The 13641-nt window shown below is 74.7% G+C and carries 14 protein-coding genes; 4 read left to right on the forward strand and 10 right to left on the reverse strand.

The features are described 5' to 3' along the window. Positions 1-74: 74 nt before the first annotated feature. From VGP36_04130 to purQ, 3 genes are read right to left on the reverse strand one after another with little or no spacing between them, the layout of a single operon-like run. Complete coding sequence (locus VGP36_04130) at positions 75-857, reverse strand: sterol carrier family protein (protein ID HEV7653913.1); 783 nt, start codon at positions 855-857, stop codon at positions 75-77. Position 858: 1 nt separating this feature from the next. After that, positions 859-3081 carry a phosphoribosylformylglycinamidine synthase subunit PurL gene (gene purL / locus VGP36_04135; protein ID HEV7653914.1) on the reverse strand — a complete coding sequence of 741 codons (2223 nt, stop codon included), beginning with the start codon at positions 3079-3081 and terminating at the stop codon, positions 859-861. Then, a complete protein-coding gene (gene purQ / locus VGP36_04140; protein HEV7653915.1) occupies positions 3078-3752 on the reverse strand; it encodes a phosphoribosylformylglycinamidine synthase subunit PurQ in 675 nt (224 codons plus the stop codon). Before purQ ends, purL begins: the two co-directional genes overlap by 4 nt. Positions 3753-3935: 183 nt before the next feature. Between purQ and VGP36_04145 the strand changes: the two genes are divergently transcribed. Both VGP36_04145 and VGP36_04150 read left to right on the forward strand, forming a co-directional pair. Next, positions 3936-5252, forward strand: a complete 1317-nt coding sequence (locus VGP36_04145) for an FAD-binding oxidoreductase (protein ID HEV7653916.1) — start codon at positions 3936-3938, stop codon at positions 5250-5252. Beyond that, positions 5249-5974, forward strand: coding sequence for an SDR family oxidoreductase (locus VGP36_04150; protein ID HEV7653917.1), 726 nt, complete (start codon positions 5249-5251; stop codon positions 5972-5974). Before VGP36_04145 ends, VGP36_04150 begins: the two co-directional genes overlap by 4 nt. Here the strand turns inward: VGP36_04150 and purS are convergent. From purS to VGP36_04165, 3 genes are read right to left on the reverse strand one after another with little or no spacing between them, the layout of a single operon-like run. Then, on the reverse strand, positions 5971-6204 hold the full coding sequence (purS, locus tag VGP36_04155) for a phosphoribosylformylglycinamidine synthase subunit PurS (protein ID HEV7653918.1): 234 nt from the start codon (positions 6202-6204) through the stop codon (positions 5971-5973). The genes VGP36_04150 and purS overlap by 4 nt on opposite strands. A gap of 10 nt (positions 6205-6214) precedes the next feature. After that, positions 6215-7237, reverse strand: a complete 1023-nt coding sequence (locus VGP36_04160) for a beta-eliminating lyase-related protein (GenBank protein HEV7653919.1) — start codon at positions 7235-7237, stop codon at positions 6215-6217. Then, positions 7234-8097, reverse strand: coding sequence for a phosphoribosylaminoimidazolesuccinocarboxamide synthase (locus VGP36_04165; GenBank protein HEV7653920.1), 864 nt, complete (start codon positions 8095-8097; stop codon positions 7234-7236). The genes VGP36_04160 and VGP36_04165 overlap by 4 nt, the downstream gene beginning before the upstream one ends. A 43-nt stretch (positions 8098-8140) precedes the next feature. Here VGP36_04165 and VGP36_04170 point away from each other — a divergent pair, with 43 nt between their 5' ends. After that, the gene (locus VGP36_04170) at positions 8141-8353 is read left to right on the forward strand and encodes a DUF3072 domain-containing protein (protein ID HEV7653921.1); all 213 of its coding nucleotides are present in this window, start codon (positions 8141-8143) and stop codon (positions 8351-8353) included. On the opposite strand, the gene purB is transcribed toward VGP36_04170, so the two are convergent. Continuing rightward, positions 8346-9653: an adenylosuccinate lyase gene (gene purB / locus VGP36_04175; GenBank protein ID HEV7653922.1), complete on the reverse strand. Its 1308-nt coding sequence runs from the start codon at positions 9651-9653 to the stop codon at positions 8346-8348. The genes VGP36_04170 and purB overlap by 8 nt on opposite strands. A 95-nt stretch (positions 9654-9748) precedes the next feature. Here purB and VGP36_04180 point away from each other — a divergent pair, with 95 nt between their 5' ends. After that, the gene (locus VGP36_04180; GenBank protein HEV7653923.1) at positions 9749-11092 is read left to right on the forward strand and encodes an AI-2E family transporter; all 1344 of its coding nucleotides are present in this window, start codon (positions 9749-9751) and stop codon (positions 11090-11092) included. Here the strand turns inward: VGP36_04180 and VGP36_04185 are convergent. Genes VGP36_04185 through purD form a run of 3 tightly spaced genes read right to left on the reverse strand, consistent with a single transcriptional unit; the run spans position 11089 to position 13615 of the window. Further along, entirely contained in the window at positions 11089-11874 is a 786-nt protein-coding gene (locus tag VGP36_04185) for a hypothetical protein (GenBank protein ID HEV7653924.1), read from the reverse strand. The two genes, VGP36_04180 and VGP36_04185, sit on opposite strands and share 4 nt — an antisense overlap. Continuing rightward, complete coding sequence (locus VGP36_04190; protein ID HEV7653925.1) at positions 11871-12368, reverse strand: SigE family RNA polymerase sigma factor; 498 nt, start codon at positions 12366-12368, stop codon at positions 11871-11873. The genes VGP36_04185 and VGP36_04190 overlap by 4 nt, the downstream gene beginning before the upstream one ends. Before the next feature lie 5 nt (positions 12369-12373). After that, complete coding sequence (gene purD, locus VGP36_04195) at positions 12374-13615, reverse strand: phosphoribosylamine--glycine ligase (protein HEV7653926.1); 1242 nt, start codon at positions 13613-13615, stop codon at positions 12374-12376. Positions 13616-13641: the final 26 nt, after the last annotated feature.

Genomic DNA, 13641 nt, shown 5'->3' on the forward strand with positions numbered 1-13641 from the left:
GGCCGGCCGCGGGCTCACAACGGTACCTCCGAGTAGGGTTTGTCGCACACTCTCCGGGACCGACCGGAGGCCGGTCAGAACAACGGGAGCCACCCGGTCAGGTCCGCCCGTTCCCCCCGCGCGTGCACAGAACCGCTGTTCACAGCCTCGGCCCAGGCCTGACGACCGGCCGCCAGGCGGATCCAGGTGAGCGGGTCGGTCTCCACCACGTTCGGTGGTGTGCCACGAGTGTGCCGAGGTCCCTCGATGCACTGCACGGCCGCGTACGGGGGGACGCGCAGCTCCAGCGACCGTCCCGGAGCCCGGGTGGCGAGCATGTCGGCGCAGGTCTGCGTGACCAAGCGCACAGCATCCCGGTCCAGCTCGACCGGGTCCGCGCCCGGCAGCGAGCGGGACAGGTCGTCAGCGTGCACGACCATCTCGATCGCCCGGGTGAGCAGGAAGTCGGCCGGCGCGATCGGCCCGCGCGGGGCGGCCACGGCCCGGGCCGGGCGGGGGTCGGCGATCGCGGTGGCCGCGGCGTCGCGGCGCTCGTACACCTCGGCCAGGATCTCGGCGGGGTCGCGGCCCGCGGCGGCCTTGACGTCCCGGTCCCGGATCTCGGCCGCGGCGCGGGCATATCCGGAGACGTACCGGTCGATGGTGCTCGGCTTGTCCGGGGTCGGGTCGGCGAGCACGACCGGGATCGTGCTCAGCGACTTGGCCAGGTGGGCGACCAGCTCGGCGATCGTCCAGCCCGGCAGCGCCGAGGGCCGGCGCCAGCGCGAGGGCGGCTGCATGGACAGCCACTCCAGCGTGCGATCGGCCTGGGCGAGCACGGTCGCGCCGACCTTCGCGGGATCGACCCGGCGGGCCATGTCAGTCGAACAGCGCGGGCAGCGTCGAGTCCGCCGCCTCGCGCAGCTCGGCCAGCCCCACGGTCAGGACATCCACGACGGTCAGCGTGGGCTGCTCGGTGACCTCGCCGAGGACCAGGCAGGGCACGCCGGCCGCCTCGGCCCGCCCGGTCAGCCGGTCCAGGTCGTCCTCGGCCACGGTGACCAGGGCGCGGGCGGTCGACTCGCTGAACAGGGCCACGAACGGGTCGCCCTCGACCGCGACGGTCGCGCCCCGGCCGCGGCGCAGGCCGGACTCGACCAGGGCCTGGGCCAGGCCGCCGTCGGACAGATCGTGGGCGCTGCGCAGCAGGCCGGACCGCAGCACGCCGGCCAGCGCCTTCTCCGCGTCCAGGTCGACCGGGGGCGGGGTGCCGCCGAGGTGCCCGTGCTCCGCGTACGCCCACTCGGAGCCGCCGAAGTCCGCACCGGTGGCGCCGAGCAGGACGACGACGTCCCCGGGCGCGTCGAAGCCGATCGGGGTCCGCTTGGTCACGTCGTCCAGCAGGCCGAGTACGCCGACCACCGGGGTCGGCAGGATCGGGGTCGCGCCGGTCTGGTTGTAGAAGCTGACGTTGCCGCCGGTGACCGGGGTGCCGAGCCGCAGGCAGCCGTCGGCCAGGCCGCGGACGGCCTCGCTGAACTGCCACATCACGCCCGGGTCCTCGGGGCTGCCGAAGTTCAGGCAGTCGGACACCGCGACCGGCTCGGCCCCGGTCGCGGCCACGTTCCGGTACGCCTCGGCCAGCGCCAGCTGCGCCCCGGCGTACGGGTCGAGCCGCGTGTACCGGCCGTTGCCGTCGGTGGCCAGCGCGACCCCGCGCTGGGTCGTCTCGTCGATGCGGACCACGCCGGCGTCCTCGGGCTGGGCCAGCACGGTGTTGCCCTGGACGTACCGGTCGTACTGGTCGGTGACCCAGGCCCTGCTGCAGAGGCCGGGGCTCGCGACCATCCGCAGCAGCAGCGCGCGCAGGTCGGTCGGCCTGGGCAACCGCGACGGCGAGTCGGCGTTCAGCGCGTCCTGGTCGGCCGGGCGTTCGATCGGTCGCCGGTAGACCGGGCCCTCATGCGCGACCGTCCGCGGCGACACGTCCACGATCCGCTCGCCGTGCCAGTCGACCTCCAGCCGGCCGGTCCCGGTGACCTCACCGAGGACGGTGGCCAGCACCTCCCAGCGGGCGCAGACGGCGAGGAACTCCTCGACCTTGTCCGGGGCGACGATCGCGCACATCCGCTCCTGGGACTCGCTGGCCAGCACCTCCTCCGGGCCCATCGACGGCTCCCGCAGCGGCACCCGCTGCAGGTCGACGTGCATGCCGCCCTCGCCGGAGCTGGCCAGCTCGGTCAGCGCGCAGGCGATCCCGGCCGCACCGAGGTCGGAGATGCCCACCACCAGGCCGGCCCGGTAGATCTCCAGGCAGCACTCGATCAGCACCTTCTCCGCGAACGGATCGCCGACCTGCACGTTCGGGCGCTTGGTCTCGCGGGTCTCGTCGAAGGTGGCCGAGGCCAGCACGGACGCCCCGCCGATGCCGTCCCGGCCGGTCTTCGCGCCGAAGAGGATCACCTTGTTGCCGATGCCGGTCGCGGCCGCGCGCTGGATGTCGCCCGCGCGCAGCAGGCCCACGCACAGCACGTTGACCAGCGGGTTGCCGAGGTAGCTGGGGTCGAAGACGACCTCGCCGCCGATGTTGGGCAGGCCCAGGCAGTTGCCGTACCCGCCGACGCCGGCGACCACGCCGGGCAGCACCCGCGCGGTGTCGGGCGCGTCCGCGGGCCCGAACCGGAGCGGGTCCATCACCGCTATCGGCCGGGCGCCCATCGCGAGGATGTCGCGGACGATGCCGCCGACCCCGGTCGCGGCGCCCTGGTACGGCTCCACGAACGAGGGGTGGTTGTGCGACTCGACCTTGAACGTGACCGCCCAGCCGTCGCCGGCGTCGACCACACCGGCGTTCTCGCCGATGCCGGCCAGCATCCGGCTGCTCGGCGGGGTCTTCTCACCGAACTGTCGCAAGTGGACCTTGCTCGACTTGTACGAGCAGTGCTCGCTCCACATGACCGAATAGACGGCCAGCTCGGAAGAGGTCGGGCGGCGGCCGAGGAGCTCGCGGATCCGGGTGTACTCGTCCGGGGCGAGGCCGAGGTCCCCGTGCGGCTGGGGCTCGTCGGGGGTGTCCGTGGCCCGGGTGACGGTGTCGATCACGCCGTCACCAGGGCCTTGAGCACGGAGGTGAAGAAGCCGAGTCCGTCGGCACCGGGGCCGGTGAGCGGGTCGACCGCGTGTTCCGGGTGCGGCATCAGGCCGACGACGTTGCCCTCGGCGTTGCGGATGCCGGCGATGTCGCGGGCCGAGCCGTTCGGGTTGCCGTCGAGGTAGCGGGCCACGACCCGGCCTTCGCTCTCCAGCTCGTCCAGGGTGCGGGCGTCCGCGACGAAGCCGCCCTCGCCGTTCTTGACCGGGATCACGACCTCGGCACCGGCCGCGTAGTCGCCGGTCCAGACGCTGCCGGCCTCGATCCGCAGCCGCTGGTCCCGGCAGACGAACCGGCGGACGTCGTTGCGGATCAGCGCGCCGGGCAGCAGGTGCGACTCGCAGAGCACCTGGAAGCCGTTGCAGATGCCGAGCACCGGCAGGCCCTGCTCCGCCTGGTCGATGATCGTGTTCATCACCGGGGCGAACCGGGCGATCGCGCCGCAGCGCAGGTAGTCCCCGTACGAGAAACCGCCGGGCAGCACGACCGCGTCCGCGCCGTGCAGGTCGGGGTCGGCGTGCCAGAGCCGCACCGCCTCCGCGCCGGCCGACGCGACGGCCCGCGCCGCGTCGCGGTCGTCGAGGCTGCCCGGGAAGGTCACCACGCCGACCTTGACTGTCACGGCGGCCATCGTACGGGCCGGACGCCGGTTGCTGCCCCGACAGGGTGGAGGGCCGACGCCTGCAGCGGGCCGGGGATGCAGGACCGGCGCGTACTACTCGGAGCGGTACCTACCACTCCGAGTAGTACTCCTCCGGACGAACCACCTCACTGGGCCGGCCGAGTGGTGCGGAAGGATCGGGGCGTGCTGGAGGCGACGCTGTCGGACCTGGTCGGGGCCGCACAGGTGCTGACCGACCCGGACCTGCGCGCCGGGGCGGAGGTCGACTGGACCGGGCGATGGCGGGGGACGGCGCGGGCGGTGGTACGGCCCGGGCGCCCGGCCGAGGTCGCGGCCGTGCTCAGGGTGTGCGCGGCCGCGGGCGTGCCGGTGGTGCCGCAGGGCGGGAACACCGGGCTGGTCGGCGGCGGCATCCCGGCCGGGGTGGACGGCGCGGTGGTGCTCTCGACCCGGCGGCTGACCGGGCTGGCCCCGGTCGGCCCGGACGGCACCGTGGTCGTCGGGGCGGGCGCGACGCTGGCCGCGGTGCAGGCGCACGCGGCCGCCGCCGGCTGGCAGCTCGGGATGGACTGGGCCGCCCGGGACACCGCCACCGTCGGCGGCGCGATCGCGACCAACGCCGGCGGGCTGCGAGTGCTGCGCTGGGGGCCGGCCCGGGCCCAGCTCGTCGGGGCCGAGGTCGCGCTGGCCGGCGGGGAGCTGCTGTCCCGGGTGGACGGTCCGCTCAAGGACTCCAGCGGCTACGACCTGTCCGGACTGCTCTGCGGCAGCGAGGGCACCCTGGGCGTGCTGACCAGACTGCGGCTGCGGCTGGTCCGGCCGCTGCCGGCGAACCGGGCGGTCGCGCTGGCCGGGGTCCGCTCACTGGACGCAGCCGCGGCCCTGCTCGCCGCCGTCCGCGGCACCGACCTGGCCGCGGCCGAGCTGATCGGCGACGTGGCGATGGACCTGCTCGACCTGCCGTCGCCGCTGGCCGCGCGCTGGCCCGCGTACGTGCTGGTGGAGACCGTCGGGAGCGCGGAGGAGCTGGCGTCCGTGCTGGCCGGCACCGACGTCGGCGATGCCGTGCTGGCCGAGGACGCCGCCGGCCGGGCCCGGCTCTGGCGCTACCGCGAGGAGCTCACCCCGGCCGTCTCCCGGGCCGGCGTCCCGATCAAGCTGGACGTCTCACTGCCGGCCGACCGGCTGGCCGACGTGTGGTCCGCGCTGCCGGCGGTCGCCGGCGCCGGCCGTACCGTCCTTTATGGACACCTGGCCGAGGCCAACCTGCATGTGAACCTGCTCGACGTCCCCGAGGCGGAGGAGGACGCGGTCACCGAGCGGGTGCTGCGGCTGGTCGCCGCGGCCGGCGGGTCGATCAGCGCCGAGCACGGCATCGGCCGGGCCAAGACCCGCTGGCTCCCGCTGACCCGGACGCCGGCCGAGCTGGCGGCGATGGCGGCGGTGAAGAAAGCGCTGGACCCGACCGGCATCCTCAACCCGGGGGTGTTGCTCGCGTGACGCAGAACGCGCTGGTGACCGGCATCAGCCGCCGGATCGGGATCGGCCGGACCGTCGCCGAGCGACTCGCGGCCGACGGGTGGACCGTGAACGGGACCGGCTGGCCCGCTCACGACGAGGAGCAGCCGTGGGGGCTCGGCGAGCCGATCGACCCGGACTTCGCCTGGGCGCCGTCCGACCTGTCCGACCCGGCGGTGCCGGCCCGGCTGGTCACCGACCACGTCGCGCGGTACGGGACGCTCGACGCGCTGGTCGCCGTGCACGCCCGCTCCAGCGACCAGTCCCTGGAGACGGTCACCGCGACCGAGATGGACCTGTCGTTCGCGGTGAACACCCGGGCGACCGTCCTGCTGGTGCAGGCCGCCGCGCGAGCCGGGGTTCGGCGGGTGGTGCTGTTCACGACCGGGGTGCACCGGGACCCGATGCCGACCGAGCTGCCGTACGCGTTGTCCAAGGCGGCGCTGCAGGGCATCACCACATCGCTGGCCGCGGCCCTCGCCCCGCTCGGGGCGACGGTCAACTGCGTCAACCCGGGCCCGAACGACACCGGCTACGCCGACGCCGGCACGCTCGAGTACGTCGCGGACCGGATGCCGCTGGCGCGGCGCTGGGGCCGCCCGGAGGACATCACCGAGCTGGTCGCGTTCCTGGTGTCGGACCGGGCCGGCTGGATCACCGGCCAGACGATCGACTCCGACGGGGGGTGGGGAATCCGTCCCTAGACGGGGCGGATCGTGAAGTCCTCGATGACCGGGTTCGCCAGCAGCGTCTCGGCGATCTGCGCGACCACCGAGTCGTCGGTGCCGTCGGCCACGTCCAGCTCGAAGTGCTTGCCCTGGCGGATGCCGGTGACCCCGGCGTAGCCGAGGCGGCCGAGCGCGCCGAGGATCGCCTGGCCCTGCGGATCCAGGATCTCCGGCTTGAGCGTGACGTCGACGACCACCCGTGGCACGGCCGGAACCCTAACCCACGAGCCGGGCGAGGGTGGCGACGAAGTCGTCCACCTCCGCGTCGGTGGTGGCGAAGGAGGTCATCCAGCGGACCTCGCCGGTGGACTCGTCCCAGACGTAGAACGGGTACGCCTCCTGCAGTGGCGCGACCGCGCCGGCCGGCAGGATCGCGAACACCGCGTTCGCCTCGACCGGGCGGGTGATCTTCACTCCGGGCACGTCGGCCGCGGCGGCCGCGAGCCGGGCCGCCGACGCGTTGGCGGACCCGGCCGCCCGGCGCCAGAGGTCGTCGGTGAGCAGCGCGACGAACTGGGCCGCCGCATACCGCATCTTCGAGGCCAGCTGCATGCCCTGCTTGCGGCGGAAGTGGACGTCCCGGCCGAGCTCGGGCCGCAGCACGACCACGGCTTCCGCGCCCATCCCGCCGTTCTTGGTGCCACCGAAGGACAGCACGTCCACGCCGCAGCCGGCGCTGGCCTCGCCCAGCGAGACCCCGAGTCCGGCGGCCGCGTTGGCCAGGCGGGCGCCGTCCATGTGCACGGCCAGCCCGCGGCCGTGGGCCCAGTCGGCCAGCTCCCGGACGGCGTCCAGGGTGTAGCGGGTGCCGAGCTCGGTCGACTGGGTGATCGACAGCGCCTTCGGCTGGACGTGGTGCTCGTCGCCGATCCCCCACACCAGCTTGTCCGCGGCCTCGACCGAGAGGCGACCGTCCACAGTGGGCGCCGGCAGCAGCTTGCAGCCCAGCTGCTTCTCCGGCGCGCCGCACTCGTCGGTGTGGATGTGCGCGGTGTCGGCACACACCACCGCCTCGTACGACCGGGTCAGCGCGCCGAGCGAGAGCACGTTCGCGCCGGTGCCGTTGAAGACGAGGTGGGCCTCGGCGTCCGGTCCGAAGTGGACCGTGAACAGCCGCCGGGCCTCCTCCGTCCACGGATCCGCGCCGTAGGAGGGGGCGTCGCCGTCGTTGGCCGCGACGATCGCGGCCAGCACGTCCGGGTGCACCGGGGCGTGGTTGTCGCTGCCGAAGGACTTCATGCGCCAGGCCAATCTGCGAAGGACAGTCCGGTGATCCGCTCGTACGCCCCGACGTACCGGGAGCGGGTCTGCTCGACGATCTCGGGCGGCAGCGGCGGCGGCTCGCCCCGGCGGTCCCAGTGCGCGGACAGCCAGTCCCGGACGAACTGCTTGTCGTAGCTGGCTTGCGGCCGACCCGGCTGCCAGCGGTCGGCCGGCCACCAGCGGGACGAGTCGGGGGTGAGCACCTCGTCCCCCAGCGTCAGCACGCCGGCACCGTCCACTCCGAACTCGAGCTTGGTGTCGGCCAGCAGGATCCCGCGCGCCTCGGCCAGCTCCGCCGCCCGCGCGTAGACCGCGAGCGTGAGGCCCCGCAGCTGCGCCGCCCGGTCGGCACCGACGCTCGCCTCGACCTCCCCGTACGTCATCGCCTCGTCGTGCGCGCCGACCGGCGCCTTGGTCGTCGGGGTGAAGATCGGGGCCGGCAGCCGCGAGCCGTCCTCGAGCCCCGGCGGCAGGTCCACACCGGACACCGCGCCGGTGTCGCGATAGGACGCCACGCCCGAGCCGGCCAGGTAGCCGCGGGCGACACACTCGACCGGCAGCATCTCCAGCCGCTTCACCAGCATCGCCCGGCCGCGCCACTCGGCCGGGATGGCCGGGTCGTCGATCGAGACCAGATGGTGCGGCACCAGGTCGGCCAGCCGCTCGAACCACCAGGCCGACAGCGCGGTCAGCACCCGGCCCTTGTCCGGGATCGGTGTCGGCAGCACGTAGTCGTACGCGGAGACGCGGTCGCTGGCGACGACGAGCAGCAGACCGTCGGGTCCGCCGTACATGTCGCGGACCTTGCCGGCGGCGAGGTGCTCCAGGCCGGTCACCCGGGCAGTGTTTCACGGTGCCGGACCGGGTAGGCCAGGCGGCATGGCCGACCAGAACGACGTCACACCCAACGCCGAGAAGGACCCCGAGGACTGGACCACCGGGGACGAGCCGATGACCGGCCCGCAGCAGTCCTACCTGAGCACGCTCGCCCGCGAGGCCGGCCGGGAGGACGTGCCGGCCGACCTGACCAAGGCGCAGGCGTCCGAGCTGATCGACCAGCTCCAGCAGGAGACGGGGCGGGGGACTAGCTGAGCCCGGCGAGACGGTCGAAGACCGGGCCGAGGCGGGCGACGTACCGCTCCGGACGCATCGCCTCGTCCAGCCCGGCCTCGTCCAGCTTCACCCCGGCGGCGGCCGCGTGCGTCCGCAGCGTGTCCCGGAACGGCGCCCCGCCCTCCCAGGTCTCCATCGCCGCCGCCTGCGTGAGCGCGTACGCGTCCTCGCGGGACAGGCCGGACCGGACCAGGTCCAGCAGCACCGCGGAGGTGTAGACCAGCCCGCCGGTCGACTCCAGGTTGGCCCGCATCCGGTCGGCGTCCACGACCATCCCGCGCACCAGCCGGGTGGTCAGCCGCAGCAGGTAGTCGGTGGCGGTGGCCGCGTCCGGCAGCGCGACCCGCTCGGTCGAGGAGTGCGAGATGTCGCGCTCGTGCCAGAGCGGGATGCCCTCGGTGACCGGGGTCACGTACCCGCGGACGATCCGGGCCAGGCCGGCGATCCGCTCCGACATGATCGGGTTCTTCTTGTGCGGCATCGCACTGGAACCCTTCTGCCCGGTCCGGAACGGCTCCCAGATCTCCCGGACCTCGGTCCGCTGCCCGTGCCGGACCTCGAGCCCGACGGCCTCGCAGACGGTGACGAGGATCGCCAGCGCGGACACCCACTCGGAGATCCCGTCCCGCAGCACGACCTGGGTCGCCACCTCGGCCGGCCGGAGCCCGAGCCCCGCGGCGACCGACGCCTCCAGCGCCGGGTCCACCGACGAGTACGTCCCGACGGCGCCGGAGATCTTCGCGACCGCGACGGCCCCGCGGGCTCGCCGCAGCCGGTCCCGGGACCGGGCGACGCCGAAGGCGAGGTCGGCCAGCCGGTGCCCGAGGACGGTCGGCTCGGCGTGGATGCCGTGCGTACGGCCGACCTTGAGCGTGTCCCGGTGCTCCAGGCCGCGGTCGCGCAGCGCCGCCACCAGCTCGTCCGCCTTGGCCAGCAGCACGTCGCTCGCCTCGACCAGCTGCAGCGCGAGCGCGGTGTCCAGCAGGTCGGACGACGTCAGTCCGAAGTGGACGTACGCGGCGGCCTCGCGCGGGCTGGTGTTGTCGGCCCACGCGGACAGGAACGCGATCACGTCGTGCTGGGTGACCTCCTCGATCTCGGCCACCGCCTCGGGGGTCGGCGGCGGCGCGTCCAGCACCGGCTGCACGGCCGACTCCGGCACGGTGCCGGCGGCCGCGTGGGCGACGAGCACCCGCCGCTCGACCTCGCACCACAGCTCGTACTTGTGGGCCTCGCTCCAGACCGCACCCATCTCCGGCAACGTGTAGCGCTCGATCACGGCACCCAGTCTCGCAGCCTGTCGGGTAGGTACGGCGTGCGCCGGGTAGTCCAGACTGGCCACGCCCCGTATCGACCGACCCGTGAGGACGTTCCGTGAGCAGGTCCAGCCGCTCCCCAGACAGCGCGGCCCGGGCGCCGGGCGACTCCGAGACCGCCCGGGACACGGCCTCCTCGGCCGCGGCCGAGGAGGACAACACCACCGGTCTGACCGGCGCGCCCGACCCCGACAGCGACAGCTCCGACGAGGCCGCGGCCCAGGACCGGGCCGAGCGGGACGACTCCCGGCACCGCACCGAGCCGGACGGCATCCGCGGCCGGCTCGCCTCGATCGACGTCTCGGCCGTGCCGCCGGGCGTCCGGGCCACCGCGGCCTGGGCCTGGCGCATCGTCGCGATCGCGGCCGCGTTCTACGTGCTGCTGCTGGTCATCTCGCGCATCCAGGTGGTGGTCGTGCCGCTGGCGATCGCGCTGCTGCTCTCGGCGCTGCTGCAGCCGCTGGCCGCCGTGCTGGCCAAGCGGGGCGTGCCGCCGGCGCTGGCCACGGCCATCACGCTGCTGTCCGGCGTGATCGGCATCGGGCTGCTCATCTGGCTGGTGATCGACCAGTTCCGCAACGGCCTCGGGGACCTGACCACCCAGGTCAACGGTGGCATCGACAAGATCCAGAACTGGCTGATCAACGGCCCGCTCGGGCTGTCCCAGCAGCAGATCAACGACTACGTCGACAGTGCCCGCCGGTCCCTGTCGGAGAACCGGTCCCGGCTCACCAGCGGGGCCATCGGCGCCGCCGGCACCGTCGGCGAGGTGCTCACCGGCCTGCTGCTGACGCTGTTCGCGACGATCTTCTTCATCAAGGACGGCCGGCAGGTCTGGACCTGGGTCGTCCGGCTGTTTCCGTCCGGCAGCCGGGAGCGGGTCGCCGGCGCGGGCGAGCGGGCCTGGCGGACGCTGATCAGCTACGTGCACGCGACGCTCGCGGTCGCCCTGGTCGACGCGATCGGCATCGGCGTCGGCGCGGGGATCCTGCGGGTGCCGCTGGCGCTGCCGCTGGGCGTGATCGTGTTCCTGGGCTCGTTCATCCCGATCGTCGGCGCGACCGCGACCGGCCTGATCGCGGTGCTCGTCGCGCTGGTCGCCAAGGGCCCGGTGACCGCGCTGATCCTGCTCGGCGTCGTGCTGCTGGTGCAGCAGGTCGAGGGGCACATCCTGCAGCCGCTGCTGCTGGGCCGGGCGGTGAAGGTGCACCCGCTGGCGATCGTGTTCGGCATCGCCACCGGCACGCTGCTGGCCGGCATCATCGGCGCCCTGCTGGCGGTGCCGATCGTCGCGGTGATCAGCACGGTCTCGGGCTACCTCAGCGGCGGCCGCGACGAGGTCGTCCCGCCGGAACCGGCCGACGAGAACACCCCGGGCGACACGGTCCCCTCCGGCGGCTAGCTGATCAGCCTGTTCTCGGCGAGCAGGCGGCCCTGGGCGTCGTACGAACGGATGATCAGCTCGGGCGGCGGTTCGTGGGCGTTCAGCAACCCGCGGGCCAGGAACGTGTCCGAGTGGACCACCGCCGCGACCACCCTCGACCCGGCCCGGACCTGGACGAACTCCACCTGCTCGGACACCTCGCCGGCGACCATCCAGCGCCGGGGATCGCCGGCGCCGGGCGGGTCGATCGCCGAGAGGTCGATCGTGACCGGGTCGGCCGCGGGCCGGTCGGGCGACCCCGTCTCGTGGCCGGTCAGGATCCGGTACGGGCCGGTGAAGTCCCGGTAGTCGCAGTAGAGCAGCGAGGCGCGGGCGTGCAGGGGGGCGTCGACCAGCAGGCTGCCGTAGCTGCCGCCGTTGTCGACGTGGTTCTGCACGAGGTACTGGTGGCTTACGCCGGCCGCGGCGCTGCACCCGGACACCAGCGCCGCCCCGTTGCGGTCGGGGAGCACCGGCGCCGGCGGTTGCTCGCGGCCCCGCGGCGACGGGCTCGGCGTCGGCCCGGCGATCGCCGCGGTCGGATCCGGCGACCGGAGCGCCGCGGTCGACACCACCGCGCCGCCGGTCACCGCGACCGCGGCCGCCGCCGCGGCGGCCACCGTCACCAGGCCGCGCCGCCGCCGCGCGCCCCGGCCGGCGGCGAGGGCGGTCAGCGACGACGGGGCAGCCGGACCGGCCGCGACCAGCTGCTCGAACGCAGCCCGCACGTCCGCGGCGCCGTCGTCCAGATCGAGGCTCATCGGGTCTCCTCCCGGCTCATCGAGGCGCGCAGCGTCGCCAGCCCGCGCGACGACGCGCTCTTCACGGTTCCCTCGCTGATGCCGAGCGCGGCCGCGGTGTCCCGCTGGTCGAGGTCGCACCAGTAGCGCAGCACCAGCACGGCCCGCTGCGTCCGGGGTAGCCCGCGCAGCGCCGCGGCCAACGCGAGGCGCTCGTCGACCGCACCCGGGCCGTCCCCCGGCGCCACCGGCTCCGGGGCCTCGACCCCGGTCCGCTCCCGCCGCCACGGCCGCCGGCCCTCATCCAGGTACGTGCGCAGCAGCACGGTCCGCGCGTACGCATCGACCGACCCGCGCCGGTCGATCCGCCGCCAGGCCAGGTAGAGCTTGGTCAGCGCCGTCTGCGTCAGGTCCTCCGCGGCATGCCAGTCGCCGCAGAGCAGGTACGCAGTGCCCCGCAGGGCGGAACCGCGCCCGTCCACCCAGGCGGCGAAGTCCCGCTCCCAGTCGCTCACACCTGTTACACGGAACGACCGGTCGCTGCCGTTCCGGCGATGTCCGTGCGGAAGTGGCCGCCGTCGAGGTGGATCTTGTCCAGGACGGCGTACGCGGCGTCGCGGGCGGCCGGGAGGTCGTCGCCGAGGGCGACCACGCTGAGCACCCGGCCACCGGAGGAGACGACCGCGCCGTCGTCCCGGCGGCGGGTGCCGGCGTGCAGCACGCCGGGCAGGTCGGCGCCGGTGATCACGTCGCCGCCGCGGGGGGTGCCGGGGTAGCCGAGGGCGGCCAGCACGACGGTCAGCGCGTACCCGCCCCGCCAGCGCAGCGGCGGGTGCGCGACCAGCCGGCCGGTCGCGGCGGCGGACAGCAGCCCGGCCAGCGGCGACTCCAGCAGCGCCAGCACGACCTGGGTCTCCGGATCGCCGAAGCGGGCGTTGAACTCCACCACCCGGGGCCCGTGGCGGCCGAGCGCGAGGCCCACGTAGAGCAGCCCGGCGAACGGCGTCCCGCGGGCGGCCATCTCCGCCAGCGTCGGGCGGACCACCCGGGCCAGCACGTCCTCGACGAACCCGGGCGGCGTCCAGTCCAGCGGCGCGTACGCCCCCATGCCGCCGGTGTTCGGGCCGGTGTCGCCGTCGCCGACCCGCTTGAAGTCCTGGGCCGGCAGCAGCGGCAGCACCGCGGTCCCGTCGGTCACGCAGAACAGCGAGACCTCGGGTCCGTCCAGGAACTCCTCGACCACGACCGCCCCGGAGCAGGAGGCGGCGTGCGCGAGCGCCGCCGCGCGATCGTCGGTCACCACGACGCCCTTGCCCGCGGCCAGCCCGTCGTCCTTCACCACGTACGGCGGGCCGAACTCGTCCAGCGCCGCCTCGACCTCGGCCGGCGTCGTGCAGACCCGGGCTCCCGCGGTCGGCACGCCGGCCGCGGTCATCACGTCCTTGGCGAAGGCCTTGGAGCCCTCCAGTCGGGCCGCGGCCGCGCTCGGTCCGAAGCAGGCGATGCCCCGGGCCCGGACCGCGTCGGCCGCCCCGGCCACCAGCGGCACCTCCGGCCCGATCACCACCAGCCCGGCCCGGACGTCGACGGCGAGGGCGGCCACCGCGTCGGCGTCCTCGACCGCGACCGGCCGCTGCTCGGCGACCATCGCGGTCCCCGCGTTGCCGGGCGCGCACACCAGCGCGGTCACGCCCGGGTCGGCCGCGAGCGCGAGACACAGCGCGTGCTCCCGCGCCCCACTGCCGATCACGAGGACACGCACAGCGACGGACCCTACCCGGCGACACA

This window comes from Mycobacteriales bacterium, assembly GCA_035995165.1.
Lineage (GTDB): Bacteria > Actinomycetota > Actinomycetes > Mycobacteriales > CADCTP01 > CADCTP01.